Genomic DNA, 25,750 nt, shown 5'->3' on the forward strand with positions numbered 1-25,750 from the left:
CTGGGACGACTCAGGGCTCGCGAACGTTTGCTTGAACGGCGTTGCGGATCGGCGTAGATCCGGTGTTGAGTTCAAGGATTTGCCGTCCGATGCGCGGCTCGTGAAGCAGCTCTGCAAGCGTTTCAGCGACGTCGTCGCGAGCTATCTGACCGTGGAATTCCGCCGGTCCGAGTGAGACGGTGCCGATCCCGGGTTCGTCGAGAAGGAGTGACGGGCGAAGGATCAGCCAATCCAGATCGCTGCGGGTGAGCGCGATGTCCGCGCTCTTCTTCACGGCGAAGTAGTACTCCACCTCCTCGCCGAGGTCCCGCTCCCGCCACGATTCCGGGAGTACGGACACCAGTACGAAGCGGTCGACCCCAGCTACGCGAGCGGCTTCAATCGCCTTCGCGACCCCATCGCCATCGATTGCCTTCGTGATCTCTCTGCTGCCACCATTCGACCCTGCGCTGAACACGATCACGTCGATATCACCCAACGCCGCCGCGAGCTCGTCTGCGGACATGCTTGCAAGATCCCCGACTCTTGCGTTCACGCCTTGTGCTGTCACCTGAGCCTGCTGGTCATCCCTGCGCACGAGCCCGTGAACGGCAGCCCCCCTGGAGCGCAGCTTCTGCGCGAGCAATCCGCCGACTCCGCCGGTGATGCCGATGATGAAGACGTTCATACTTGGTTGCTCCGTTCTCTGGACGCACGCAGTCGCTGCTAGCTTCTCGTCGGCTCTGCTGACTCTCAGCAGTTCGATCATCGCCACCATTCCGAACGTGGGAGCGACGTAGTCGCGCTGGCCCAGCCTCAGAACACGAGGAAGGCCATGCGCTCGTACAGACGGCTGGCCGTCAGGCCCTTGCTGTTGTCCGGGTGCTTCCATCACAAGGTCGCGAATCCCCGGCGTGCCGTCAGGGCATATCGGTATTTTTCATATTAATGTCCCGTGACTGTACGAAGTCGATCTTTTACGGATCGCACGCGCCTCACTCCATCGGAGATGACACATGCACAAGCTTCACAAGGCAGCCGTCCTGGTCGTCGCCCTGGGCAGCGTCGGACTCCTGAGCGCCGGCACCGCCAGCGCCGACGGGAACGACGGTCACGGCGACAAGGGCAAGGGGCACAAGGTCATGCAGAGCTCCGAATGCAAGTCGCACGACCTGAACCTCGACATCCTCGGCCAGGTCGGCATCCTCAACGGCCTGCTGGGCAACGCGCTCAACGGCGAGGGCAACGCCGGTGGGCAGAGCAAGCACATCGGCTCGACCATGGGCTGCAGCAACAGCGTCGGCGGCCACTAGGCGAGAAGGTACTGATCTGTCGTTGGCCGTCCGGGGAAGTCGCGGGCGGCCAGCAATCAGTACTTGGGTCATCAAACTCGGAGGCCGGCTTGAGGAGGGGAAGGGGCGCCTGAGGGCGATGCGTCTACGCCGGGGGTACCAGTCGGTGCAGGTGAGCGATCTCGTCGTGGTGGTCGGCGGTGTTGTCGCCGTCGCCGGCGACGAGCGTCTCGGCATCCCCCCGGCAGCGCATCGTCCTGCCGAGCCTGGCGCACCCGGTACGGGCGATCTGCGTGGAGAGCGGCAGCAAGCCGTGGGGAGATCTGCGGCCGGGAAGCCATTCTCGTCGACCTCGCGAGGGCATCCTCACCCCTGAGGGCGTATGGCGCGCCCACGGCTGGGAGGGCTGAGACGGATGGCGTACGTCGACGGAGAGCGGACGGGAACCCTTGAGGGAAAGACCGCGCTGATCACCGGTGCGGGTACCGGTATCGGCCGGGAAACGGCGCTGTTGCTGGCGGGGGAGGGGGCGAGGGTGGTGCTCGTCGGACGCAGGCAGCACATCCTCGACGAGGTCGCCGCAGTGATCGAGAAGGCCGGCGGCACGGCCTTCACCCACTCCACGCACGTCGAGAACGCCGACGAGGTCCGCGAACTCGTCGCCTGGACGCGAGAGGTGGCCGGGCCCGTCGACATCCTCGTCAACAACGCGGGCGGCGCGAGCAAGGTACTGGACGTCCGCTGGATCAGTGAGGAGGAGTGGAACGAGGTCATGGGCGTCAACCTCACCGCCGTGTACCTGCTCACCCAGGCCGTGCTCCCGGACATGCTGGAGCACGGCGGCGGCTCGATCATCACGGTGTCCTCGCTCGCCGCGGTGCGGCCCACCCTCCTCGGCGGGGCGCCCTACGGCGCGGCCAAGGCGGGCGTGCGCAACTTCATGACGTATCTGCGCAGCACCTTCCGCAACGACCTCATCCGTGCCACCTGCATCCTGCCCGGCGAGGTGAACACACCGATCCTGGACAGCCGCGCCGCCCCGCCGAGCGAGGAGAAGCGGGCGGCCATGGTGCAGCCGCAGGACGTGGCGCGAGCCGTGCTGCTGTGCGCCTCGCTGCCGCAGCGGACGGTCGTCGAGGAACTGGTGATCGCGCCCACGCTGCTGCGGGACACGTCCGCCGACATCGAGATCAGCCGCTGGATCGGGGCACCCGAGGATGCCCGCCCGATGAATGGAGAAGACCGCCGCATGTGAACAGAGGCACCGACTGCCTATCCGAGCCACGCCTTGACCTTGTCGGGGTTCGCGTCCACCCACTTCTTCGCCGCCGCCTCCGGCGTCATCTTGTCCAGCGCTATGGATTTCGCCACCGTGTTCTGGTCGTCGTTGGTCCACTTGAAGTTCTTCACCAGGTCGTAGGCCGGGCTGCCCGACTTGGCGAACTTCGCGCTGACGATCTTGTCGAGGTCGAACACGGGATAGTCGCAGGCGACCTTCGCCGGATCGGCGGTACAGCCTTCCGTGTGCTTGGGCAACTCGACGTGGACCAGCGGCACTTCCGAGAAGAACCACTGCGGCTCGTAGAAGTAGCCGATCACCCATTTCTTGTTCTGCTCGGCGTCCCGGAAGGCCTGGATGAGCGCGGTCTCGCTGCCCGCGTACACCACCTCGAAGTCCAGCTTCAGGTTCTTGACCAGGGCCTCGTCATTGGTCTGGTACGACGGGTCGCCGTCGAGGAGCTGGCCCTTGCCGCCCGACTCGGAGGTCTTGAAGTTGGCCGCGTACTTGTTGAGGTTCTTCCAGTCGGTGATGTCCGGGTACTTCTTCGCGATCCACGGCGGAAGGTACCAGCCGATGATGCCTTTGTTGCCGGTCGAGCCGAGATCGACGGCGGTCTTCTGCTGGGTGATGTACTTCTTCTTCAGGTCCTCGTGGCCCCAGTTCTCCAGGATGGCGTCGACCTCGCCCGTCTCGAACCCCTGCCAGCCGATCTCCGCCTTGAGGTCCTTCTTCTCCACCGTGCAGTCGAGTTCTTTCTCGGCGATGTACGCGATGACCGCCGCGTCCGCCTCGTAGCCCACCCACGGGTTGACCGCGAGGTTGAACGTGCCGCACTTGCCCGAGCTGTCGGAAGCAGAGGAGCTGTCGTCGCCCACCTTCGCTCCGCCGCACGCGGTGAGGGTGAGGCCGAGGACGGCCAGGCCGGCTGTGCCGGCTGTGCCGGCTCTCCAGTGTCGTGTCATGGTGTCGTGCTCCTTATGCGTCCGCGCGTTGCGCTGAGGGCTGAGGGCTGAGTGAGGGAGTCGAAGTCCAGGGCGCACCGGAACCCGACGTTGCCGGTCGCCGAGTCCGGGGACAGGCCTTGCCTCGCGGCGACCCGGTACCGGCGGCAGTAGGAGGCGTGGCACAGGTAGGAGCCGCCCTTGGCGACGCGCCGCTGTTCCTGGTGCGTGAGGGAGAACGGGTCCTCGCACCATTCCCAGACGTTGCCGGTGGCGTTGTACAGGCCGAAGCCACCCGGCTCGTAGGCGTCGACCGGGCAGGTGCCGTACCAGCCGTCGGCGGTCGGGTGCCGGTGCGGGAAGTCGCCCTGCCAGACGTTCATGCGGGGGCGCCCGCCCGGTTCCAGCTCGTCGCCCCAGGGGAACACCTTGCCGTGCAGTCCCCCTCGGGCGGCGCGTTCCCATTCCGCCTCGGTGGGCAGGCGCTTGCCTGCCCAGGCGCAGTAGGCGCGGGCGTCGTCCCAGTCGACGTGGATGACGGGATGGTCCGGCCGGTTCTCCCAGGTGGAGTGCGGTCCTTCGGGACGGCGCCAGTCGGCGCCCTCGACCTGGCGCCACCAGGGGGCGCCCACCACGCCCCGGGTCGGCGGGAAGTCGTCCGGCAGCAGGCCGGCGAAGACGAACGACCAGCCGATCCGCTCGGCGGAGGTGCGGTACCCGGTCTCGACGGCGAAGCGCGCGAACTGTGCGTTGGACACCGTGCGGGCGTCCATCCAGAAGGCCTCCACGTGCACGGTCCGCACCGGGCCTTCCCCGTCGGCCGGGTAGGCGAGCGCGTCCTGGCTGCCCATGAGGAACGCGCCGGCAGGTACGGCCACCATGCCCTCGGTTGTCGAAGGGCCGAGCACAGCGCTCGGGGACGGCTGCCGGTCCGCCGCCCGTCCGCCGGACGGCGCACAGCAGCTCACTGGGCCCCCATGACGCGCCGGTGCAGCCCACCGTCGAAGTCCGACGGTTCGCCGGCCGCGGAGTCCAGATCGATCCGCACGGTGTGCACGGTGCCCGTGAACTCGTTGTCGAGGACGGGATAGTCGTCGGTCACCGGCGTACTGAGGTCCACTCCCACGTCGAGCGTCTCGTCGAAGGAGAAGTAGTACGGGATGGTCCGCTCGACGCGTCCGGTCGCCCGCCGTTCGCCGTCCACCAGGAGTACGGCGGTCCCGCCCTTGCCGAGTCCTCCGCCGTCGTAGTCGAAGGCGAGCCGTACCTCGTGCCGTCCCGGTGTCAGGGGTTCGTCGGCGCGCACGGTGTACAGGCTCATTCCGAAGTAGTTGTAGACGTACGCCGGCCTGCCCCCGGTGACGTACAGGGACCAGCCGCCGAACCGGCCGCCCTGCGCGATGAGCACGCCCTCGGCCGTCGCGCCCGGCACGTCGATGTCCGCGGTGATGCTGTGCGAGCGGTTCTTGATGTTGGGGGTGGTCTCCTCCGTGAACCGCCGCATGCCGCCGCGGTAGGTCACGGACGTGCGGTCACCGAGCAGATCGATGCGCCCGGCCACGGCGGGGTTCTCCCGTTCGGTGACCCGGTCGTCCAGCGGGAACACCTGGTACTTGGCCGCTTCGATCAGGAACAGGTCCTGCAACTGGCGCAACTTCTCGGGGTGTTCGGAGGCGAGGTCGTGCGCCTGACTCCAGTCCTTGTCCAGGTCGTAGAGCTCCCAGACGTCGTCGGAGAACCTCCGGCTGCTGTCCGGCACCATCTCCCAGGGGATGCCGTGCCGGGTGACCGCCATCCAGCCCTCGTGGTAGATGCCCCGGTTGCCGCACATCTCGAAGTACTGGGTGCGGTGGAACTCGGGCGCCCGTGGATCGGCGAGCGTGCGCCACATGCTCGTCCCCTCCAGCGCCTGCTGGGTGACCCCGTCGACGCTGAACGGTGCCGGGATCCCCGCACAGTCCAGGATCGTCGGCAGTACGTCGATCACGTGCGAGAACTGGTGGCGCAGGCCGCCGCCCTCGGGCACCCCTCGGGGCCAGTGCAGGATCATGCCGTCCCGGGTGCCGCCGAAGTGCGAGGCCACCTGCTTGGTCCACTGGTAGGGGGTGTTGAGTGCCAGCGCCCAGCCCGCCGGGGCGATCGGATAGCTGTAGGGTCCGCCGATCTCGTCGAGGTGCTCGATCATCTCGTCGGGGTCGTCCACGATGCCGTGCCCGAGCCGGTGTTCGACGATCGTCCCCTCGATGCCGCCCTCGCCGGAGGCGCCGTTGTCGCCGAGGATGTAGAGGATCAGGGTGTTGTCCAGTTCGCCGAGTTCCTCCAGCGCGTCGAGGAATCTGCCGACCTGCACATCGGCGTGTTCGGTGAATCCGGCGAAGGTCTCCATGAACCTGGACGCCAATTGGCGCTGATGGTCGGTGAGTTCGTCCCAGTGGGGGACGCCTTCCGCCCAGCTCGCGAGTTCCGCGTCCTGGGGCACGACTCCGAGTTCCTTCTGCCGTCGCAGGGTCAGTTCGCGCTGGCGGTCCCAGCCGTGGTCGAAGCGGCCGCGGTACTTCTCCTGCCACTCCGGGGCGACGTGCAGGGGCGCGTGCGCGGCACCGAGGGCGAGGTAGGTGAAGAAGGGGCGGCCCGGGGTGAGGGTGCGCTGGGTGTGGACCCAGTCGATGGCGTGGTCGACGAGGTCCTCGGAGAGGTGGTAGCCGTCCTCGGGCCGGCGGTCCGGCTCGACGGGGGTGGTGCCCTGGTACAGCAGCGGGTACCAGTGGTTCATCTCGGCGCCCATGAACCCGTAGAAGGTGTCGAATCCTTCGCCTGTCGGCCAGCGGTCGAAGGGCCCGACGGCGCTGATCTCCCGCGGCGGGGTCTGGTGCCATTTGCCGAAGGCGGCCGTGCTGTAGCCGTTGCCCTGGAGGATCTGGGCCATGGTGGCCGCGCTGCGCGGCCGGAATCCGTTGTAGCCGGGGGCCGCCGTGGTCATCTCGGTGGTGCCGCCCATGCCGACCGAGTGGTGGTTGCGTCCGGTCAGCAGGGCCTGCCGGGTCGGCGAGCACAGGGCCGTCACATGGAAGCGGGTGTAGCGCAGCCCGTCATCGGCGAGCCGGTCCGCGGCGGGCATGTCACAGGGCCCGCCGAATGCGCTGGAGGTGCCGAATCCCAGGTCGTCGACCAGCACGATCACCACGTTCGGGGCGCCCGGGGGCGGAGGGACCGGGCCGATCGGGGTGAAGGGGGACTTCTGGTCGTGGACGTCCATCGCGGTGGTGAGTGGTGGGCGTGTGTCAGGCCGCGGGAGTACGTGCCGTCCGGCGTCGAACTCAGTCATGTATTTCTCCGATGCGATGCCCGGCGGGGAAATGTCACACGTTCTTCGCGCGGCCGAATTGACAGCGTAATAAAACGGACTTGGGGCGGTCTGGGGAAACTCGCCAGCTGTCGTGGAGCAAAAGTGACAGGCGCCGTGGACAGCGGTCAACCAGCCGACTTGAATACCCCTGAACCGGTTTTGAATGGGGCCGGTAGATAACTTCTATACCGGCAGTGGGGTTCAGTCCTCGGCGGGTGCGGCTGCCAGGTCCACGAAGGCCTGGGCGGCCGGGGACAGCGGGCCCGACCGCCAGACCAGTCGGCCGTGGCGCACCAGCCGTGGCCGGTTGGACAGCATCCGGGCCCCGCGCAGCGCGGCATCCCGGGCCATGGAACCAGGCAGGAGCGAGGCGCCGACGCCCGAGAGGATCAGCGGCACGATCATCGCGCGGTGCGCGGTCTCGACCACGATCCGGGGCGTGACGCCCAGTGCGGTGCATACGTCGTCCACCGCCGCCCGGGTCTCGGTGTCCGGCGGTGTCACGATCAGGTCCAGCGCGGCCAGTTCGCGCGAGGTGATGGTGTCGCCCGGCGGATGCGGGTGGTCCGGAGGCAGCACGACGTGCATCTCCTGCTCGGGCAGGTCCATCCCGCGCAGATCCGTCGTGGGCACCGAGGCGTCCACCAGACCCAGTTCGCACTGACCGGCGGCGACCATGTGCGCCACGGCGGGGCCCTGCTCCGGGTCGACCACGCGCACGGAGACCTTCGGATGTGCGCGATGGAGACGCCCCAGCATCCCGGCGAGTGGATCGACCGAAAGGGTCGTCTGGGAGACGATGTCGAGCCGCCCGCCGCTGAGCCCGAGGACTTCACGGACCAGGGAACCGGCCGTGGTCAGATCGCGCAGCACCTGCCGGGCCGGCTGGACGAGCGCTTCGCCCGCCGCGGTGAGTGCGACGCCGTGCGGGAGGCGGTGAAAGAGTTTTCCGCCGAATTCGCGCTCCAGAGTGCGGATCGCATGGGAAAGCGAGGGCTGCGCTACATGGAGCGCAATGGCCGCGGCTGTGAATCCGCCGTGCTCGACCACGGCGATGAAGTATTCCAGCTGGCGTCGTTCCATCGTGTCTCCGTAAATTCCGGGCAACGCTATCACCGGTCGGCCGGCCGTCGTGCGGCGACGGCTTCTTCCGTCCGTCCGCCTACCGGAGCCTTGACCCCCAGGTGGCCCTCCCCGATGCTGTGTTGCGGCACGCGAGATGTGTGCCGCAATGAGCAACATGCTCAGGTCTCGTACCAGCCGAGGAGTGGCCATGACGCATCAGGTCCGTGCTGTCGTCGCGCGGGGCAAAGGTGCCCCTGTCAGCCTGGAGACGATCATCGTGCCCGACCCGGGTCCGGGGGAGGCGCTGGTGAAGATCGAGGCCTGCGGGGTCTGCCACACCGATCTGCACTATCGCGAGGGCGGCATCAACGACGACTTCCCCTTCCTGCTGGGCCATGAGGCCGCGGGCGTCGTGGAGTCGGTGGGGGAGGGGGTCACCGATGTCGCGCCCGGTGACTTCGTCATCCTGAACTGGCGGGCCGTGTGCGGGCAGTGCCGGGCCTGTCTGCGCGGACGCCCCTGGTACTGCTTCGACACGCACAACGCCAAGCAGAAGATGACCTTGCTCGACGGCACCGAACTGTCTCCGGCGCTGGGCATCGGCGCGTTCGCGGAGAAGACGCTGGTCGCGGCCGGGCAGTGCACCAAGGTCGACCGGGCCGCGTCCGCGGCTGCCGCCGGACTGCTCGGCTGCGGGGTGATGGCGGGCATCGGTGCCGCGATCAACACCGGCGAGGTCGGCCGGGGCGACACCGTGGCGGTCATCGGCTGTGGCGGTGTCGGGGACGCGGCGGTCGTCGGGGCGAACCTGGCGGGCGCGGCGAAGATCATCGCCGTCGACATCGACGACCGGAAACTGGCCACCGCCAAGAAGCTGGGGGCGACCCACACCGTCAACTCCAAGGAGGCCGACGCCGTAGCAGCGATCCGCGAGCTGACCGGCGGCTTCGGCGCCGATGTCGTCATCGAGGCGGTCGGCCGGCCGGAGACGTACCAGCAGGCCTTCTACGCCCGCGATCTCGCCGGCACGGTCGTCCTCGTCGGTGTCCCCACTCCGGAGATGAAGCTCGAACTGCCCTTGCTGGACGTCTTCGGCCGGGGCGGGTCGCTGAAGTCCTCCTGGTACGGCGACTGCCTGCCCTCCCGGGACTTCCCGATGCTCATCGACCTCTATCTCCAGGGCCGCCTCGACCTGGACGCCTTCGTCACCGAGACCATCGCCCTGGACGACGTCGAGAAGGCCTTCGAGCGGATGCACGGCGGCGACGTCCTGCGCTCGGTGGTGGTCTTCTGATGGCCGCCCGTACAGCCCGTACAGAGCGCCTCGTCACCTCGGGCACGTTCTCGCTGGACGGCGGCACCTGGGACGTCGACAACAACGTGTGGATCGTCGGCGACGACACCGAGGTGATCGTCGTCGACGCCGCCCATGACGCCGACGCCATCGCCGAGGCGGTGGGCGACCGGCGCCTCAAAGCCGTCGTGTGCACCCACGCCCACAACGACCACATCGACGCCGCCCCCGAACTCGCGGCGCGCACCGGAGCCCCGATCCTGCTCCACGCCGACGACCTGCCGCTGTGGAAGCAGACCCACCCCGACCGAACACCGGACCGTGAACTAACCGACGGCCTGGTCCTCACCGTGGCGGGCGTCGAACTGACCGTGCTGCACACCCCCGGCCACGCGCCCGGCGCTGTCTGTCTGTACGCCCCTGCCCTGACGGCGCTCTTCAGCGGCGACACGCTCTTCGCGGGCGGGCCGGGGGCGACGGGACGGTCGTACAGCCATTTCCCGACCATCATCGACTCGATTCGGGACCGGCTGCTCGGCCTGCCGGGCGACACGGTCGTATACACCGGGCACGGGGAGACGACCACCGTCGCAGCCGAGGCCCCGCACCTCCAGGAGTGGATCGACCGGGGCTTCTGACCGTCCGGCGGACGTTCGGCAGCCCTGACATCGTTCTCTATGGCGCACATCGTTGCGCAACAAGCAACCATCGCTGACGTGTTTCCCCGGCTCTGGAATGCCTTGACAAGGGTTCAGGGGCGACCTCAGACTGACGTTGCGCTTACCGCAATCCGTTTCGTTATACGCACCGAGGTGTCATGATGATTCCCGTGTGCCGTCTCGCGGATCTTCCGCGAGGTGAGGCCTTCCGGCTCGACATCGATCCGCCGGTCTCGGTGTTCCACACCGACGACGGCGAGGTCTTCGCCATCGACGACACCTGCACCCACCAGGACGCCTCGCTCGCCGACGGCTGGCTGGAGGGCTGTGAGGTGGAATGTCCGCTGCACGCCTCGAAGTTCGACCTGCGGACCGGCGCCGTCGACGCCCCGCCGGCCAAGCTCCCGGTGCGCACGCACGAGGTCATGGTCGAGGACGGCGTGATCCACGTCTGTGTCTCCACCGATGCCCCCAACCTGCCGCCCTGCATCACGGCCCGGCTCGCCGCGGGTCCCGGGTGAGGACCGTGGCCGTGGTGGGTGCCTCACTGGCAGGGCTGTCGGCGGCGCGCTCGCTGCGGAAGCAGGGCTACGACGGACGGCTGGTCGTCATCGGCGACGAGCCCCACCGCCCGTACGACCGTCCGCCGCTGTCCAAGGAGTTCCTGGCCGGCGCCCTCGGCGAGGCGGACCTGGCGCTGGAGACGGACGGCGAGGACCTGAGAGCGGAGTGGCTGCTCGGCACCCGCGCCACCGGGCTCGACCGCGCCGAGCGTGCCGTCCGGCTCGCCGACGGACGGGAGGTCCGCGCCGACGGCATCGTCATCGCGACCGGGGCCGCCGCGCGCACCCTGCCCGGCAGTGCGGGTCTGGCCGGAGTGCACGCCCTGCGCACCCTGGACGACGCCCGCGCCCTGCGCGACGAACTGGCCCTGGGGGGACGGCTGGTGGTGATCGGCGGCGGCTTCATCGGCGCCGAGGTCGCCTCCACCGCGTACGCCCTGGGCCTCGACGTGACGGTTGTCGAGGTGGCCCCGACACCGCTCGCCGGACCTCTCGGCCAGACCATGGGCGGGGTCGTCTCCGCCCTCCATGCGGACCACGGCGTACGGCTGTTGTGCGGCGTGGGCGTCAAGGGGCTGAGCGGAGAGACCCGTGTCGACGCCGTCCTGCTCGAGGACGGCCGAAGCGTCCCCGCCGACATCGTCGTGGTGGGTGTGGGCGCGCGCCCGTGCGTCGAGTGGCTGGAAGGCTCCGGCGTCGAACTCGACAACGGCGTCAAGTGCGGCGCCGACGGCCGCACCAGCCTGACGGGGGTGGTCGCGGTCGGCGACTGTGCCAGCTGGTACGACCCCCGCCTGGGCGCCCACCGCCGGGTCGAGCACTGGACCGGTGCGCGTGAACGCCCCGACGCGGCCGTCGCCGCGCTGCTGGCGGGCGGCGCGCTGGAACCGGGCGTGCCCAGGCCGCCGTACTTCTGGTCGGACCAGTACGGCGTGAAGATCCAGTTCGCCGGTCACGCGGGTGTCTCCGACAGCGTGACGGTGGAGGTAGGCGCCGTGGACGACCGCAACGTCCTGGCCGTCTACCGGCGGGCCGGTGTGCCGGTCGCCGTGCTCGGCATGAACCAGCCCCGGCTGTTCATGCGTTGGCGCAAGCAGCTCAGCGCTCCGCTGTGAGCGCTGTTATGGGTTGTTGTGTTCCCGCGGCGCCATTGTGGCTGGTCGCGCAGTTCCCCGCGCCCCTGCGGGGCGCTCTCCCTCCCCGACGTCCTCCGAGGAGTGCACCGTGACCTCGACCAGCCTGCCGGACAGTCTGATCGCCACCCTCCCCGGCTCCTCCTACACGGATGCGGCGATCTTCGCCCAGGAGCAGGAGCGCATATTCGAGACCATGTGGTTCTGCGTGGCCCGCGCCTCCGAACTGGCCAAGCCGGGCGCCTTCCGCACCGTCGACGTGGGCCGCGAGAGCATCCTCGTCACCCGGGCGAGGGACAACAGCATCCGTGCCTACTTCAACGTCTGCCGGCACCGGGGCGCCAAGCTCTGCACCGAGGAGGCCGGTGAGGTCAAGCGGGCCTTCCAATGCCCGTACCACGCCTGGACGTACGGACTGGACGGCAAGCTCGTCGCCGCGCCCAACCTCACGAAGATGCCCGACGTCGGCCGCACCGAGTACGGCCTGGTGAGCGTGGCCGTGCGCGAATGGCTCGGCTATGTCTGGGTCTGCCTGGCGGAGAACCCGCCCGACTTCGACGAGGACGTCATCGGTGACGTCGTCGCCCGCCTCGGCGACGTCGAGTCGATCGAGCACTACGGCATCGAGAACCTCTCCGTCGGCAAGCGGATCGTCTACGACGTGCGGGCGAACTGGAAGCTCATCATCGAGAACTTCATGGAGTGCTACCACTGCGCGACCATCCACCCCGAACTGACGGAGGTGCTGCCGGAGTTCGCGGACGGTTACGCCGCCCAGTTCTACGTGGGCCACGGCGCCGAGTTCGGCGAGGACGTCCAGGGCTTCACCGTGGACGGCTCCGAGGGCCTTGACCGCATCCCCGGGGTCGCCGACGACCAGGACCGCCGCTACTACGCGATCACGGTCAGGCCCCAGGTGTTCATCAACCTCGTCCCCGACCATGTGATCTTCCACCGGATGTATCCGGTGGCCGTCGACCGCACGATCGTCGAGTGCGACTGGCTCTACCTCCCGCACGTCGTCGAGAGCGGCAAGGACGTCAGCCGGTCCGTGGAACTCTTCGACCGGGTCAACCGCCAGGACTTCGACGCCTGCGAGCGCACACAGCCCGGAATGCGCTCTCGCATGTACGCCAAGGGCGGTGTGCTGGTGCCCAGCGAGCACCACATCGGCGCCTTCCACGACTGGGTACAGGAGCGTCTGGGCACCTGGCAGCTGTGACAACGGGGTGCGGGGAGCACTCAGCCCAGGTGGCCCATCCGGTGGCTGATCTCCTCCGCGCCCTTACGCAGCACCGGGGAGAGTTCGTGCAGGCGCTCCTCGGTGAAGCGGTACGAGGGTCCGGAGGCGCTGAGCGCCGCGATGACCTGGCCGTCCCGGTCGCGGACCGGCGCGGCCATGGCGTGCAGGCCGACCTCCAGCTCCTCCAGGCCCAAGGCGTAGCCGCGCTCGCGGGCCTCCGCGAGGTTCTTCTCGAGCTTCGTCTTCGCGGTGATGGTGCGCGGGGTGACCTTGTGCAGGCCGGCCCCGGCGAGCAGTTTCGCGCGCTCCTTGGCAGGCAGGTGGGCCAGCAGGATCTTGCCGCTGGAGGTGGCGTGCAGCGGGGTCAACTGGCCGACCCAGTTGTACGCGCTGACGGCTCCCGGGCCCCGCACCTCGTAGAGGTTGACGGCGTAGTGCTCCTGCAGCACGGCGATGTTGACGGTTTCGCCGATCTCCTCGGCGAGCCGCTCGCAGACCGGGCGGCCCTGCTGGGTGATGTCGATGCGTCCCGTGACCGCACCGGCCAGACGTACGATGCCGAATCCCAGGCGGTACTTGCCGCGTTCGCCCGCCTGTTCCACCAGGCCGCGCGCCTCCAGAGCGCCGAGCAATCGGAACGCGGTGGACTTGTGCACCTCGATCTCGGCCGCCACCTCGCTGACGCCCGCCTCGCCACGCTGGGCCAGGATCTCCAGGACGCTGATGGCACGGTCGACCGACTGCACTCCGCCGGCCTGCGAACTTGACGTTTCGGGGTCTTGGCTGTGGTTGCTCACAGTAAAACTATACGCGTAGTAAACAACAGCGCTGCAAGCAACAGGGTCGAAACCCAGGAGTTGTAGGTTGCGTGTTTCGCAACCTAGTGCGTATAGCGCTACTGGTACTAGCATGCTTCGCGTATCTACGGCGCGAGCGAGACGAGGCATCATGGCTCCCCTGCAATACGACTTCGTCATCGTCGGCGGCGGATCGGCCGGCAGTGCGCTGGCGAACAGACTCTCCGCGGACCCGGCGAACCGGGTACTGGTCCTGGAGGCCGGCCGCTCCGACTACCCGTGGGACGTCTTCATCCAGATGCCGGCGGCGCTGACCTATCCGATCGGCAGCCGCTTCTACGACTGGAAGTACGAGTCCGAGCCCGAGCCCCACATGGGAGGCAGACGCGTCTACCACGCGCGTGGCAAGGTGCTGGGCGGCTCCAGCAGCATCAACGGCATGATCTTCCAGCGCGGCAACCCCATGGACTACGAGCGCTGGGCGGCCGATCCGGGCATGCGGACCTGGGACTACGCGCACTGTCTGCCGTACTTCCGGCGGATGGAGAACTGCCTGGCGGCCGATCCGGACGACGAGTTCCGAGGTCATGACGGTCCCCTCGTCCTGGAACGCGGCCCCGCGACCAACCCGTTGTTCGGCGCCTTCCTCAAGGCCACCGAGGAGGCGGGCTACGCGCCCACGGACGACGTCAACGGCTACCGGCAGGAAGGCTTCGCCAAGTTCGACCGCAACGTCCACCGCGGTCGCCGGCTGTCGGCCTCGAAGGCGTACCTCAAGCCCGTCAGGAAACGGCCCAACCTCACCGTCAGGACGCGCGCCCTCGTCACGCGCGTCCTCTTCGAGGGCAAGCGCGCCGTCGGTGTCGAATACCAGCGCGGCAAGAGTGCCCCCCAGCAGGTCCGCGCCAAGGAAGTCATCCTGTGCGGCGGCGCGATCAACTCCCCGCAGTTGCTTCAGCTCTCCGGCGTGGGCAACGCGCGGGAGCTGAGCGCCCTTGGCATCGACGTCGTCCACGACCTGCCGGGTGTCGGCGAGAACATGCAGGACCACCTGGAGGTCTACATCCAGTACGCCTGCAAGCAGCCGGTGTCCATGCAGCCGTACATGGCGAAATGGCGTGCCCCCTTCATCGGACTGCAGTGGCTCTTCCGCAAGGGCCCCGCCGCGACCAACCACTTCGAGGCAGGCGGCTTCGCCCGCAGCAACGAGGACGTGGACTACCCCAACCTGATGTTCCACTTCCTGCCCATCGCGGTCCGCTACGACGGCTCCTCGCCGGCCGGCGGCCACGGCTACCAGGTGCACGTGGGTCCCATGTACTCCGACGCGATCGGCTCGGTGAAGATCAAGAGCAAGGACCCGCGCGAGCACCCGGCTCTGCGCTTCAACTACCTCTCCACCGAGCAGGACCGGCGTGAGTGGGTCGAGGCGATCCGGGTCGCCCGCAAGCTGCTCAACCAGCCCGCGATGGCCCCGTACAACGACGGGGAGATCTCGCCCGGGCCCACAGTGGATTCGGACGAGGAGATCCTCGACTGGGTCGCCAAGGAGGGCGAGACGGCTCTGCACCCGTCCTGCACCTGCAAGATGGGCACCTCCGCGGACGAGATGGCTGTCGTCGACCCGGAGAGCATGCGCGTGCACGGGGTGGAGGGCCTGCGTGTCGTCGACGCGTCGGTGATGCCGTACGTCACCAACGGCAATATCTATGCCCCAGTGATGATGATCGCCGAGAAGGCGGCCGACCTGATCCTCGGCAAGGAGCCGCTGCCCGCCTCCAAGGCCGCGTACTACCGTCTCCGCGACGCCGAGAAGCAGGCCGGGTAGACCGGCGCGGGAGCCGTGACATTCGTATACGACGCCTTCGACCGTCGTATACGACAGGGGCGGGACCGGAATCCGGTTCCGCCCCTGTCATGCAGGCTCAGCGGAAGACCACCGTGCGGTTGCCGTCCACCATCACGCGGCTCTCGCTGTGCCACTTCACCGCGTGCGCGAGGACCTGCGCCTCGACGTCCCGTCCGACCGTGACCAGCTCCCCGGGGTCGAGCGAGTGGTCCACCCTGACCACGTCCTGCTCGATGATCTGCCCCTCGTCGAGTTCGGGCGTGACGTAGTGCGCGGTCGCGCCGACGAGCTTCACCCCGCGGTCGTAGGCCTGCTCGTACGGGCGTGCGCCCTTGAAGCTGGGGAGGAAGGAGTGGTGGATGTTGATGGCCCGGCCTTCGAGCTGCTTGCACAGGTCGTCGGAGAGGACCTGCATATAGCGGGCCAGCACCACCAGATCGATGTCCAGCTCGCGCACCAGCTCCAGCAGCCGCGCCTCGGCCTCGCCCTTGGTGTCCTTGGTGACCGGGATGTGGTGGAAGGGGATGCCGTAGGTCTCCGCCAGCGACTCGAAGTCGGGGTGGTTGGAGACGATCGCGGGGATCTCGATGTTGAGGGAGCCCGTGCTCCGGCGGAAGAGCAGATCGTTGAGGCAGTGGCCGAACCTGGACACCATGATGAGCGTCCGGGTCGGCGTCGAGGCGTCCCACAGGGTCCAGGAGATCCGGTAGGCCTCCGCCACGGGACCGAATCGGTAACGCAGAGTTTCCAGATCCGCGTTTGGGTCGGAAACGTCGAAGTGGACTCTCATGAAGAAGCGGCCCTGGAGTCGATCATCGAATTGCTGGCTTTCGAGGATGTTGCCGGAGTTCCGGACGAGGAAGCCGCTCACGGCGTGGACGAGTCCCACGCTGTCGGGACAGGAGAGGGTGAGGACGTACTCACGGCCAGGCTGTGATCGAGGGAACTTGGGGGACACGTCGGCCTCCGTCGGTGCGTATTGCACAACATGGTGAGCGATACGCAACATAGTTCAGGCGCACAGGGGCCTCGGTCAAGAGAGAAGGGGCCGATGGGTCCGTGCTGAATCGTCATCCATCAAACCCTTGACGTATGTCTGCACATTCGCCAAGGTGTTCCACCACAAGCAATTGGATGCACAATGCGCAACGAATTCCAGCTGAGAGGCTTGGCGCGTGGCACATCTGTATGTGGACGGTTCATGGCGGGATCCGGTGGCCGGAGGCCTCCGCGAGATCCGCTGCCCCGCTGATGGCACGCTCTCGGCGACCGTTGCGGAAGGGACGCGTCCGGACGCCGAGGCGGCGATCGCCGCGGCCCGCCGCGCCTTCGACAAGGGGCCCTGGCCGCGCACCCCCGAGCGCGAGCGCGGCGCGCTGCTGCTGCGCACCGCCGACATCATGGAGCGCGACGCCAAGGAGTTCGCCCGCGCCGAGTCGCTGGACACCGGCAAGCGACTGGTGGAGAGCGAGTACGACATCGCCGACGTCGTCTCCTGCTTCCGCTACTACGGAGGGCTCGGCGGCACCGACGCCGGCCGGGTGATCGACACCGGACGTGACGACGCCGTCAGCCGCGTCGTCTACGAGCCCGTCGGTGTGTGCGGGCTGATCACCCCCTGGAACTACCCGCTGCTCCAGGCCAGTTGGAAGGTCGCCCCGGCCCTCCTCGCCGGCAACACGATCGTCCTCAAGCCGAGCGAGCTCACCCCCTCCACCTCGATCCTGCTGATGAGGGCGCTGGAGGAGGCCGGTATCCCGGCCGGCGCCGCCAACCTCGTCCTCGGCACCGGGCCCGAGGTGGGCGCACCGCTCTGCGAGGACCCCGCCGTCGACCTGGTCTCCTTCACCGGCGGCCTGGAGACCGGAAAACAGATCATGGCCACGGCCGCGGCGAGCGTGAAGAAGGTGGCGCTGGAGCTCGGCGGCAAGAATCCGAACGTGGTCTTCGCCGACGCCGACTTCGAGACGGCCGTGGACTTCGCGCTCACGGCCGTCTTCCTGCACTCGGGGCAGGTCTGCTCGGCCGGCGCCCGGCTGATCGTCGAGGACTCGCTGCATGACCGCTTCGTCGACGAGGTCGTCCGCCGGGCCCGGCAGATCCGCCTCGGCGGCCCCTTCGACACCGAGGCCGAGACCGGTGCGCTGATCTCCGCCCAGCACCTGGCGAAGGTCGAGGCGTATGTCGCCGCGGGGATCGCCGAGGGCGCCGTCCTGCGCTGCGGCGGCGAACGGCCTTCCGACCCCGCCCTCGCGAATGGCTGCTACTATCCGCCGACCGTCCTCGACGAGTGTCGGCAGGACATGGGGGTGGTGCACGAGGAGTCCTTCGGACCCGTGCTCACCGTCGAGCGGTTCACCGACGAGGACGACGCCGTACGTATCGCCAACGACACCGAGTACGGACTCGCCGGGGCCGTGTGGACGCAGGACGCGGGCAAGGCCCAGCGGGTCGCCCGGCGGCTGCGCCACGGCACGGTGTGGATCAACGACTACCACCCCTATGTGCCGCAAGCGGAATGGGGTGGCTTCGGGCACTCGGGCGTGGGCCGGGAGCTGGGACCGACCGGCCTGGACGAGTACCGAGAGCCCAAGCACATCTGGCAGAACATCCAACCCCGGCCGCAGCACTGGTTCCGCGGCTGAACGCCGAAGAGAGGTCGATCGTGACCCCAACACAGACCGAGGTGCCGCAGCGGCGCGGCGCCCCCCAGGACTCGGATGGCACTCCGGTCATATCCGTGCGCAATCTGTGGAAGGTGTTCGGGCCGAAGGCGGACCAGGTGCCGGCCTCCGAGGAGCTGCGCGGGCTCACCCGACGCGAGCTCATGGACCGCGCCGGATGCACCGCCGCCGTACGTGACGTCAGCTTCGAGGTCGCGCCCGGCGAGGTCTTCGTCGTCATGGGCCTGTCCGGCTCCGGCAAGTCCACGCTGGTGCGATGTCTGACCCGGCTGATCGAACCCACCACCGGTGAGATCGTCTTCGAGGGCGAGGACATCCGCGACGCGGACGCGAAGCGCCTGCGCGAACTGCGCCGCCGTAAATTCTCCATGGTCTTCCAGCACTTCGGGCTGCTGCCCCACCGCCGCGTCGTCGACAACGTGGGCTTCGGGCTGGAGATCCGTGGCATGAGCAAGGCCGAACGCACCAAGCGGGCCCTGGAGGTCGTCGAGCTGGTCGGCCTCTCCGGCTACGAGAACTCCTACCCCGACCAGCTCTCCGGCGGCATGCAGCAACGCGTGGGCCTGGCACGGGCGTTGGCGGGCGACCCCGACGTCCTCTTCTTCGACGAGCCGTTCTCCGCGCTCGACCCGCTGATCCGCCGCGACATGCAGAACGAGGTCATCCGGCTGCACCACGAGGTCGGCAAGACCATGGTGTTCATCACCCACGACCTCTCCGAGGCCCTCAAACTCGGCGACCGCATCCTCATCATGCGCGACGGCAAGATGGTCCAGTGCGGCACCGGCGACGAACTCGTCGGCGCCCCGGCCGACGACTACGTACGCGACTTCGTCAAGGACGTCCCGCGCGGCGACGTCCTCACCCTGCGCTGGATCATGCGCCCCGCGGCGGAGGGCGACGCCCTGGACGGCCCCGAACTGGGCCCGGACGTCGTCGTACGGGAGGCCACCCGCGCCGTCCTCGCGGCCGAGAAGCCGGTCAAGGTCGTGGAGGACGGCAAACTGCTCGGCATCGTCGGTGACGAGGAGATCCTCGCGGTGGTCGCCGGGCAGGAAGGCGGCGCGTGATGACCGTCGCCGTGGAGAAACCGGACAAGACACAACAGACGGAGCAGCCTGCGCCGCCCGTCACCCGGGTCCGCCAGGTCAGTCGGCGCACGATGGTGGCCGCGATCCTGGTCGTCTGGCTGGTGCTGTTCGCCCTGCTGCGCGGCAAGCAGACCCTGACGCTCGCCGCGGCCGACCTGACCGACCTGCACCGGTGGTTCAACGACCTCAACGACTCGATCGGCGCGAACCGCAACTCCAACCCGCTCTTCCTCTACTTCTTCAACGAGATCCGGCTGGTCATCGACAACCTGGTGACCTTCGTCCAGGAGCTGATCTCCCAGCCCTCCGGCACCCGCCCCGTCCCGCAGATCGGCTGGCTCGGCGTCGTCGGTATCACCGGCTATGTCTCCTGGGCCATGGGCAACTGGCGGGTGGCGCTGCTGGCGGTGGCCGGCTTCACCTTCCTCGGGCTTCAGGGCCTGTGGCAGGAGAGCATGGACACCCTGGCGCTCACCCTCTCCGCGGTCTTCGTCGCGCTGCTGTTCGCGATCCCGCTGGGCGTGTGGGCGGGGCTCTCCGACCGGTTCAACCGGATCGTGACGCCCTTCCTCGACTTCATGCAGACGATGCCGACCTTCGTCTACCTGGCCCCGATGACCCTGTTCTTCCTCATCGGCCCCGCCTCCGCCACCATCGCCACCGTCATCTACGCGGCACCGCCGGCCATCCGCATCACGGCGCACGCCATCCGTTCGGTGCCTCAGACCACCGTCGAGGCGGCCGACTCGCTGGGCGCGACCCAGCGGCAGGCGCTGCTCAAGGTCCTGCTGCCGATGTCCAAACGGACCGTGGTGATGGGCGTCAACCAGTCGATCATGGCCGCCCTGGCCATGGTGACCATCACCGCCCTGATCGACGCGCCGGGCCTCGGCAAGACCGTCCTCCAGGCACTCCAGTCGCTCGACGTGGGTACGGCCTTCAACGCCGGCCTCGCCATCGTCGTCCTGGCGATCGTCCTGGACCGGGTCACCACCGCGGCGAGCACCCGTGAGGAGGCCGCCCGCAAGTCGTCCGGCCGGTTCCTCGCCTGGCGGCGGCCCCTGCTGGGAGCGGGCGCCGCGGTCACGGCCGTACTCGTCTACATGTCGCACACCTACCTCTGGGCGGCCGAGTTCCCCGGCGAGGGCACGACCGGAAGCAAGATCGCGAGCGCGGCGGACACCGCGACCACCTGGGCGCAGGACAACCTGTCCGGCCTGACCAACGCCTTCCGTGACGCGATCACCAACGGCCTGCTCAACCCGTTCCAGTCGGTGCTGACCGACTCCCCGTGGTGGCTCGTCGGCGCCGCCCTGATCGGACTCGGCGTGGTGCTCGGCGGTCCGCGCGCCGCGATCACCACCGTGGTGTGCGTGGGACTGCTCGTCGGCACCGGCGTGTGGTCGGACGCCATGACGACGCTCGCGTCCACCGCCGTCGCGACCGTCCTCGTGATGCTGCTCGGCACCGTCTTCGGGGTGTGGATGGGGCGCAGCCCGCTGGTGGACCGGCTGCTCCGGCCCACCCTGGACGCGGCGCAGGTCATGCCGCCGTTCGTCTATCTCGTACCGTTCCTGGCGCTGTTCGGCGCGACCCGCTTCACGGCGATCGTCGCCGCGATCGTGTACGCGGCTCCCGTGGCCATGAAGATCATCGCGGACGGGGTTCGGAACGTGCCCGCCACCACCGTGGAGGCGGCCACCTCTGCCGGGTGCAACACCTGGCAGATCATCACCAAGGTCCAGCTGCCGATGGCACGCGGCGCCCTGACTCTCGCGACCAACCAGGGCCTGATCTACGTGCTGTCGATGGTTGTGGTGGGCGGCCTGGTGGGGGCAGGTGCTCTCGGCTACGACGTCGTGGCCGGCTTCTCGCAGGGACAGCTGTACGGGAAGGGGCTTGCCGCGGGGCTGGCCATCGTCCTTCTCGGAGTCATGTTCGACCGGATCACTCAGGCAGCGGCGCGACGCACCAGTGCATAAAAGGAGCAACTGACCATGGCAAGGCAAGCAAGACAGTGGAGAGTCGGCGCGGCCGGCATAGCGGGCGTGGTTGTCCTCGGGATCACCCTCACCGCCTGCGGCGGTGCGAAGGTCGGTGACAGTTCCTCGGACGCCGGCAGCTCGGACAGCTCCGGCAAGTGCGGCGCCTTCAACCTCGCGGTCAACCCGTGGGTGGGCTACGAGGCCAACGCGGCCGTCCTCGCTCACGTCGCGGAGAAGGACCTCGGCTGCAAGGTCACCAAGAAGGACCTCAAGGAAGAGATCGCCTGGCAGGGCTTCGGGACGGGCGAGGTCGACGCCGTCGTCGAGAACTGGGGCCACGACGACCTGAAGAAGAAGTACATCACCGACCAGAAGACCGCCGTCGACGCCGGCCCGACCGGCAACGAAGGCCTCATCGGCTGGTACGTGCCGCCGTGGCTGGCCAAGGCGCACCCGGACATCCTCGACTGGAACAACCTCAACAAGTACGCGGCCGAGTTCAAGACGTCCGAGTCCGGCGGCAAGGGCCAACTCCTCGACGGCGACCCGTCGTTCGTCACCAACGACGAGGCCCTGGTCAAGAACCTGAAGCTGGACTACAAGGTCGTGTACGCGGGCAGTGAGACCGCCCTCATCCAGGCCTTCCGCAAGGCGGAGAAGAACAAGGAATGGGTGATCGGCTACTTCTACGAGCCGCAGTGGTTCATGTCCGAGGTGCCGCTGGAGAAGATCAAGCTGCCGGAGTACAAGGCGGGTTGTGACGCCGACGCCGAGAAGGTCGACTGCGACTACCCCGTGTACAAGCTGGACAAGATCGTCAGCAAGAAGTTCGCCGAGTCGGGCAGCCCGGCCTATGACCTGGTGAAGAACTTCACCTGGACGAACGACGACCAGAACGTCGTGGCGAAGTACATCGCGGTGGACAAGATGACCCCCGAGGCGGCGGCCGAGAAGTGGGTCGAGGCCAACCGCGACAAGGTGGACGCCTGGCTGAAGTAGCCCGGAGTCGACAGCCGGTCGGACATGCCCGGCGGGCGGTGCGCACAGGTGTGCACCGCCCGCCGGGCATTGCCGTGTCCAGGGCTGGGTTCACCCCGTGTTTCGGGCTGTTTTCCGGTGTCATGGACCCCTTGACACCCCCTCTCCGGGACAGGCACATTGAGTTGCGCAACCTGAAGCATGTTGCGCAGACAGCAACTTAACCGGCTGGGCTGGTTTTCAATCGGAGGTGCGGCGATGGCGGGACCCCGAGTGGTGATCATCGGAGCGGGTGTCGTGGGAGCGGCCCTCGCGGACGAGATCTCCGCACGCGGCTGGACCGAAGTGACCGTGGTCGACCAGGGCCCGCTGCCCGCCACCGGCGGCTCCAGCTCGCACGCCCCGGGCCTGGTCTTCCAGACGAACTCCTCCAAGACCATGACGGAACTGGCCCGCTACACCGTCGAGAAGTTCTGCTCCCTCGACGTCGACGGCAAGCCCTGCTTCCTCCAGGTCGGCGGCCTCGAAGTGGCCACCACCCCCGAGCGCCTCACCGAACTGCACCGCCGCCACGGCTGGATCACCGCCTGGGGCGTGGAGGCCCGGCTCCTGACCCCTGACGAGTGCGTCGAGCAGCACCCGCTGGTCAACCGCGACAGGGTCCTCGGCGGCCTCCTGGTCCCGACCGACGGCCTCGCCAAGGCCGTCCTCGCCGTCGAGGCACAGATCCGCCGGGCCACCGAGCGCGGCGTCCGCTTCCTGGCCCGCCACGAGGTCCTCGACGTCCAGCAGGCCGACGGCGAGATCACCGGCGTCCTCACCGACCAGGGCGAGATACCCGCCGACATCGTGGTGTGCTGCGCGGGCATCTGGGGCCCGAAGATCGCCCGCATGGTGGGCATGAACCTCCCGCTCACCCCGCTCGCCCACCAGCTCGCCTGGACCGGCCCGGTACCGGCCCTCGCCGGCCAGACCGAGGAGGCCGTCCGCCCGATCCTGCGCCACCAGGACGCCGACCTCTACTACCGCGACCGCTTCGACGCCATCGGCATCGGCTACTACGGCCACCGCCCGATGCCCATCACCGCCGACGAGATCCTCTCCGTGGACGAGGCCGACGAGATGCCGTCGGTCCTGAAGTTCACCGAGGAGGACTTCGCGGACGCCTGGACCGAGACGCAGTCCCTGCTCCCCGCGACGAAGGAGGCGAAGGTCGAGGAAGGCATCAACGGCCTGTTCTCCTTCACCACCGACAACTTCCCGCTGCTCGGCGAGTCCCCGGACGTCAAGGGCTTCTGGGTCGCCGAGGCCGTCTGGGTCACCCACTCCGCGGGCGTCGGCCGGGCCATGGCCGAATGGCTGGTCGACGGCCACTGCTCGTCCTTCGACCTGCACGAGTGCGACGTCAACCGCTTCGAGCCGCACCAGCTCACCCCGGAGTACGTCCTGGCCCGCGACTGCCAGAACTTCGTCGAGGTCTACGACATCCTCCACCCCCTCCAGCCCTCGGGTAAGCCGCGCCCGATCCGCACCAGCCCCTTCCACACCCGCCAGCAGGAACACGGCGCGTTCTTCCTGGAGGCCAACGGCTGGGAGCGCCCGCAGTGGTACGAGGCCAACGCGGGCCTGGTGGAAGGCCGTTCCATCCCCACCCCGAACGACTGGGCCGCACAGTTCTGGTCGCCCATCGTCGGCGCCGAGGCCCAGGCCACGCGCGAGACCGTCGCGATGTACGACATGACGGCCCTCAAACGCCTCGAAGTCAGCGGCCCCGGAGCCGCCGCCTTCCTGGAGCGCCTGTGCACCGGCAAGGTCGCCAAGTCCGTCGGCTCGGTGACGTACACCCTGCTCCTCGATCACGACGGCGGCATCCGCAGCGACATCACCGTCGCCCGCCTGGCCCGCGACGTCTTCCAGGTCGGCGCCAACGGCAACCTCGACCTCGACTGGTTCACCCGCCACCTCCCCGCCGACGGCACGGTCCAGGCCCGCGACATCACGCCGGGCACCTGCTGCATCGGCCTGTGGGGCCCGCTGGCCCGCAAGGTCCTCCAGCCCCTCACCGACGAGGACTTCACGAACGACGGCCTGAATTACTTCCGCGCCAAGCGCGCCCACATCGGCAGCGTCCCGGTGACGGCGATGCGCCTGTCGTACGTCGGTGAACTCGGCTGGGAGCTCTACACCACCGCCGACCTCGGCCAGAAGCTCTGGGACACCCTCCGGGCCGCCGCCCAGCCCCTCGGCGGCGTCATCGCCGGCCGCGGCGCCTTCAACAGCCTCCGCCTGGAGAAGGGCTACCGCTCCTTCGGCACCGACATGACCTACGAGCACGACCCCTACGAGGCCGGCGTCGGCTTCGCCGTCAAGCTCGACAAGGGCGACTTCATCGGCAAGGCGGCCCTTGAGCGCCGTAAGGCCGATGTACGACGCAAGCTGACCTGCCTCACCATCGACGACCCGCAGGCGGTCGTCATGGGCAAGGAGCCGGTCTACGACGGTGACCGGGCCGTCGGCTACGTCACCAGCGCCGCCTACGGCTACACGATCGGCAAGGGCATCGCCTACGCCTGGCTGCCCACGGAACTCACCGCCCCCGGCACCACCGTGCACATCGGCTACTTCGACCGGCGGGTCGAGGCGGTCGTCGCGGAGGAGCCGCTGTTCGACCCGACCATGTCCCGTCTTCGTGGCTAGTAGAGGGGTACCGCCGGTGACCGCACAACTCCTCGACGGCAAGGCGACCGCTGCCCGGATCCGCAGTGAACTCGCCGAACGAGTAGCCAAGTTGACCGCCGGCGGCGGCCGCCCGCCGGGCCTCGGAACCGTCCTGGTCGGCGACGACCCGGGCAGCCGCGCCTACGTCGCCGGCAAGCACCGCGACTGCGCGCAGGTGGGCATCGCGTCGATCCGCCGGGACCTGCCCGCCGACGCGTCCCAGCGGCAGGTCGAGGACGTCATCGACGAACTCAACGCCGACCCGGCCTGCACCGGCTACATCGTCCAACTTCCGCTCCCGGGACACCTGGACGCGGGCGCCGTACTGGAACGCATGTACCCGGCCAAGGACGCCGACGGTCTGCACCCCGTGAACCTCGGCCGGCTCGTCCTCGGCGGCGAGGCCCCGCTGCCCTGCACCCCGCGCGGCATCGTCGAACTGCTGCGCCGGTACGACGTGCCGATCGCCGGAGCCCGGGTGTGCGTGATCGGACGGGGCATCACGGTGGGACGGCCGATGGGGCTTGTGCTGACCCGCCGCAGCGAGAACGCCACCGTCACCCTCTGCCACACCGGAACCAAGGGCCTGGCCTGGCATGTGCGCGAGGCGGACATCGTCATCGCGGCCGCCGGATCGCCCGGACTGATCACCAAGGACATGCTGCGCCCCGGCGCGGCCGTCCTGGACGTCGGCATCACCCGGACCGACCACGGACTCGTCGGCGACGTGCACCCGGAGGCCGCCGGGGTCGCCGGATGGCTCGCGCCGATGCCCGGGGGCGTGGGCCCCATGACCCGCGCCATGCTGCTCGCCAACGTCGTCGAGGCCGCCGAACGGTAGGTTCTTCAGA

At 68.5% G+C, this 25,750-nt stretch carries 22 protein-coding genes; 14 read left to right on the plus strand and 8 right to left on the minus strand.

All coding sequences use genetic code 11. The features are described from left to right. Positions 1-10: 10 nt before the first annotated feature. Positions 11-667, minus strand: a complete 657-nt coding sequence (locus ACTWQO_RS00995; protein WP_443235241.1) for an NAD(P)H-binding protein — start codon at positions 665-667, stop codon at positions 11-13. A gap of 328 nt (positions 668-995) precedes the next feature. Here ACTWQO_RS00995 and ACTWQO_RS01000 point away from each other — a divergent pair, with 328 nt between their 5' ends. Next, the gene (locus ACTWQO_RS01000) at positions 996-1,292 is read left to right on the plus strand and encodes a hypothetical protein (RefSeq protein WP_443235242.1); all 297 of its coding nucleotides are present in this window, start codon (positions 996-998) and stop codon (positions 1,290-1,292) included. A 124-nt stretch (positions 1,293-1,416) separates the two neighbouring features. On the opposite strand, the gene ACTWQO_RS01005 is transcribed toward ACTWQO_RS01000, so the two are convergent. After that, positions 1,417-1,581 carry a hypothetical protein gene (locus ACTWQO_RS01005; protein ID WP_443235243.1) on the minus strand — a complete coding sequence of 55 codons (165 nt, stop codon included), beginning with the start codon at positions 1,579-1,581 and terminating at the stop codon, positions 1,417-1,419. A 105-nt stretch (positions 1,582-1,686) separates the two neighbouring features. On the opposite strand from ACTWQO_RS01005, the gene ACTWQO_RS01010 reads away from it, so the two are divergent. Further along, positions 1,687-2,526, plus strand: coding sequence for an SDR family oxidoreductase (locus ACTWQO_RS01010; protein WP_443235244.1), 840 nt, complete (start codon positions 1,687-1,689; stop codon positions 2,524-2,526). 17 nt (positions 2,527-2,543) lie between these two features. Here ACTWQO_RS01010 and ACTWQO_RS01015 read toward each other — a convergent pair whose 3' ends face one another. The 4 genes from ACTWQO_RS01015 to ACTWQO_RS01030 form a co-directional block, all read right to left on the minus strand. Further along, positions 2,544-3,515, minus strand: a complete 972-nt coding sequence (locus ACTWQO_RS01015) for an ABC transporter substrate-binding protein (protein WP_443235245.1) — start codon at positions 3,513-3,515, stop codon at positions 2,544-2,546. After that, positions 3,512-4,375 carry a formylglycine-generating enzyme family protein gene (locus ACTWQO_RS01020; RefSeq protein WP_443235246.1) on the minus strand — a complete coding sequence of 288 codons (864 nt, stop codon included), beginning with the start codon at positions 4,373-4,375 and terminating at the stop codon, positions 3,512-3,514. Before ACTWQO_RS01020 ends, ACTWQO_RS01015 begins: the two co-directional genes overlap by 4 nt. 83 nt (positions 4,376-4,458) lie before the next feature. Beyond that, on the minus strand, positions 4,459-6,819 hold the full coding sequence (locus tag ACTWQO_RS01025; RefSeq protein ID WP_443235247.1) for an arylsulfatase: 2,361 nt from the start codon (positions 6,817-6,819) through the stop codon (positions 4,459-4,461). Between the two features lie 222 nt (positions 6,820-7,041). Then, positions 7,042-7,923, minus strand: coding sequence for a LysR family transcriptional regulator (locus tag ACTWQO_RS01030; protein WP_443235248.1), 882 nt, complete (start codon positions 7,921-7,923; stop codon positions 7,042-7,044). Positions 7,924-8,113: 190 nt separating this feature from the next. Between ACTWQO_RS01030 and ACTWQO_RS01035 the strand changes: the two genes are divergently transcribed. The 5 genes from ACTWQO_RS01035 (at position 8,114) to ACTWQO_RS01055 (ending at position 12,776) form a co-directional block, all read left to right on the plus strand. Continuing rightward, positions 8,114-9,199 (plus strand): S-(hydroxymethyl)mycothiol dehydrogenase, encoded by a 1,086-nt coding sequence (locus ACTWQO_RS01035; protein ID WP_443235249.1) that lies wholly within the window; start codon positions 8,114-8,116, stop codon positions 9,197-9,199. Continuing rightward, positions 9,199-9,837: an MBL fold metallo-hydrolase gene (locus ACTWQO_RS01040; RefSeq protein ID WP_443235250.1), complete on the plus strand. Its 639-nt coding sequence runs from the start codon at positions 9,199-9,201 to the stop codon at positions 9,835-9,837. The genes ACTWQO_RS01035 and ACTWQO_RS01040 overlap by 1 nt, the downstream gene beginning before the upstream one ends. 179 nt (positions 9,838-10,016) lie before the next feature. After that, on the plus strand, positions 10,017-10,379 hold the full coding sequence (locus tag ACTWQO_RS01045) for a bifunctional 3-phenylpropionate/cinnamic acid dioxygenase ferredoxin subunit (protein WP_443235251.1): 363 nt from the start codon (positions 10,017-10,019) through the stop codon (positions 10,377-10,379). Next, on the plus strand, positions 10,376-11,536 hold the full coding sequence (locus ACTWQO_RS01050; protein WP_443235252.1) for an NAD(P)/FAD-dependent oxidoreductase: 1,161 nt from the start codon (positions 10,376-10,378) through the stop codon (positions 11,534-11,536). The genes ACTWQO_RS01045 and ACTWQO_RS01050 overlap by 4 nt, the downstream gene beginning before the upstream one ends. Before the next feature lie 109 nt (positions 11,537-11,645). After that, on the plus strand, positions 11,646-12,776 hold the full coding sequence (locus ACTWQO_RS01055) for an aromatic ring-hydroxylating oxygenase subunit alpha (protein WP_443235253.1): 1,131 nt from the start codon (positions 11,646-11,648) through the stop codon (positions 12,774-12,776). Positions 12,777-12,796: 20 nt separating this feature from the next. On the opposite strand, the gene ACTWQO_RS01060 is transcribed toward ACTWQO_RS01055, so the two are convergent. After that, positions 12,797-13,543, minus strand: coding sequence for an IclR family transcriptional regulator (locus tag ACTWQO_RS01060; protein ID WP_443235415.1), 747 nt, complete (start codon positions 13,541-13,543; stop codon positions 12,797-12,799). Positions 13,544-13,745: 202 nt separating this feature from the next. On the opposite strand from ACTWQO_RS01060, the gene betA reads away from it, so the two are divergent. Continuing rightward, positions 13,746-15,422, plus strand: a complete 1,677-nt coding sequence (gene betA / locus ACTWQO_RS01065) for a choline dehydrogenase (RefSeq protein WP_443235254.1) — start codon at positions 13,746-13,748, stop codon at positions 15,420-15,422. A gap of 97 nt (positions 15,423-15,519) precedes the next feature. Here betA and purU read toward each other — a convergent pair whose 3' ends face one another. After that, the gene (gene purU / locus ACTWQO_RS01070; protein WP_443235255.1) at positions 15,520-16,401 is read right to left on the minus strand and encodes a formyltetrahydrofolate deformylase; all 882 of its coding nucleotides are present in this window, start codon (positions 16,399-16,401) and stop codon (positions 15,520-15,522) included. A 217-nt stretch (positions 16,402-16,618) separates the two neighbouring features. Here purU and ACTWQO_RS01075 point away from each other — a divergent pair, with 217 nt between their 5' ends. The 6 genes from ACTWQO_RS01075 to ACTWQO_RS01100 all read left to right on the plus strand — a co-directional run bounded on the left by ACTWQO_RS01075 (position 16,619) and on the right by ACTWQO_RS01100 (position 25,740). After that, a complete protein-coding gene (locus ACTWQO_RS01075; protein ID WP_443235256.1) occupies positions 16,619-18,088 on the plus strand; it encodes an aldehyde dehydrogenase family protein in 1,470 nt (489 codons plus the stop codon). 20 nt (positions 18,089-18,108) lie between these two features. Then, positions 18,109-19,197, plus strand: a complete 1,089-nt coding sequence (locus tag ACTWQO_RS01080) for a quaternary amine ABC transporter ATP-binding protein (protein ID WP_443235257.1) — start codon at positions 18,109-18,111, stop codon at positions 19,195-19,197. After that, complete coding sequence (locus ACTWQO_RS01085; RefSeq protein ID WP_443235258.1) at positions 19,197-21,200, plus strand: ABC transporter permease; 2,004 nt, start codon at positions 19,197-19,199, stop codon at positions 21,198-21,200. The genes ACTWQO_RS01080 and ACTWQO_RS01085 overlap by 1 nt, the downstream gene beginning before the upstream one ends. A gap of 15 nt (positions 21,201-21,215) precedes the next feature. Next, a complete protein-coding gene (locus ACTWQO_RS01090; RefSeq protein ID WP_443235259.1) occupies positions 21,216-22,202 on the plus strand; it encodes an ABC transporter substrate-binding protein in 987 nt (328 codons plus the stop codon). Between the two features lie 237 nt (positions 22,203-22,439). Continuing rightward, positions 22,440-24,878 (plus strand): GcvT family protein, encoded by a 2,439-nt coding sequence (locus ACTWQO_RS01095; RefSeq protein ID WP_443235260.1) that lies wholly within the window; start codon positions 22,440-22,442, stop codon positions 24,876-24,878. A 16-nt stretch (positions 24,879-24,894) separates the two neighbouring features. After that, on the plus strand, positions 24,895-25,740 hold the full coding sequence (locus ACTWQO_RS01100; RefSeq protein WP_443235261.1) for a bifunctional methylenetetrahydrofolate dehydrogenase/methenyltetrahydrofolate cyclohydrolase: 846 nt from the start codon (positions 24,895-24,897) through the stop codon (positions 25,738-25,740). Positions 25,741-25,750 lie beyond the last annotated feature (10 nt).

The organism is Streptomyces sp. 4N124, assembly GCF_052245395.1.
Lineage (GTDB): Bacteria > Actinomycetota > Actinomycetes > Streptomycetales > Streptomycetaceae > Streptomyces.

Bases quoted from the DNA above. Each gene is read 5' to 3' on its own strand.
- ACTWQO_RS00995 (WP_443235241.1), bottom strand. From the start codon at position 667: ATGAACGTCTTCATCATCGGCATCACCGGCGGAGTCGGCGGATTGCTC.
- ACTWQO_RS01000 (WP_443235242.1), top strand. From the start codon at position 996: ATGCACAAGCTTCACAAGGCAGCCGTCCTGGTCGTCGCCCTGGGCAGC.
- ACTWQO_RS01010 (WP_443235244.1), top strand. From the start codon at position 1,687: ATGGCGTACGTCGACGGAGAGCGGACGGGAACCCTTGAGGGAAAGACC.
- ACTWQO_RS01015 (WP_443235245.1), bottom strand. From the start codon at position 3,515: ATGACACGACACTGGAGAGCCGGCACAGCCGGCACAGCCGGCCTGGCC.
- ACTWQO_RS01020 (WP_443235246.1), bottom strand. From the start codon at position 4,375: ATGGTGGCCGTACCTGCCGGCGCGTTCCTCATGGGCAGCCAGGACGCG.
- ACTWQO_RS01025 (WP_443235247.1), bottom strand. From the start codon at position 6,819: ATGACTGAGTTCGACGCCGGACGGCACGTACTCCCGCGGCCTGACACA.
- ACTWQO_RS01030 (WP_443235248.1), bottom strand. From the start codon at position 7,923: ATGGAACGACGCCAGCTGGAATACTTCATCGCCGTGGTCGAGCACGGC.
- ACTWQO_RS01035 (WP_443235249.1), top strand. From the start codon at position 8,114: ATGACGCATCAGGTCCGTGCTGTCGTCGCGCGGGGCAAAGGTGCCCCT.
- ACTWQO_RS01040 (WP_443235250.1), top strand. From the start codon at position 9,199: ATGGCCGCCCGTACAGCCCGTACAGAGCGCCTCGTCACCTCGGGCACG.
- ACTWQO_RS01045 (WP_443235251.1), top strand. From the start codon at position 10,017: ATGATGATTCCCGTGTGCCGTCTCGCGGATCTTCCGCGAGGTGAGGCC.
- betA (WP_443235254.1), top strand. From the start codon at position 13,746: ATGGCTCCCCTGCAATACGACTTCGTCATCGTCGGCGGCGGATCGGCC.
- ACTWQO_RS01085 (WP_443235258.1), top strand. From the start codon at position 19,197: ATGACCGTCGCCGTGGAGAAACCGGACAAGACACAACAGACGGAGCAG.
- ACTWQO_RS01090 (WP_443235259.1), top strand. From the start codon at position 21,216: ATGGCAAGGCAAGCAAGACAGTGGAGAGTCGGCGCGGCCGGCATAGCG.
- ACTWQO_RS01095 (WP_443235260.1), top strand. From the start codon at position 22,440: ATGGCGGGACCCCGAGTGGTGATCATCGGAGCGGGTGTCGTGGGAGCG.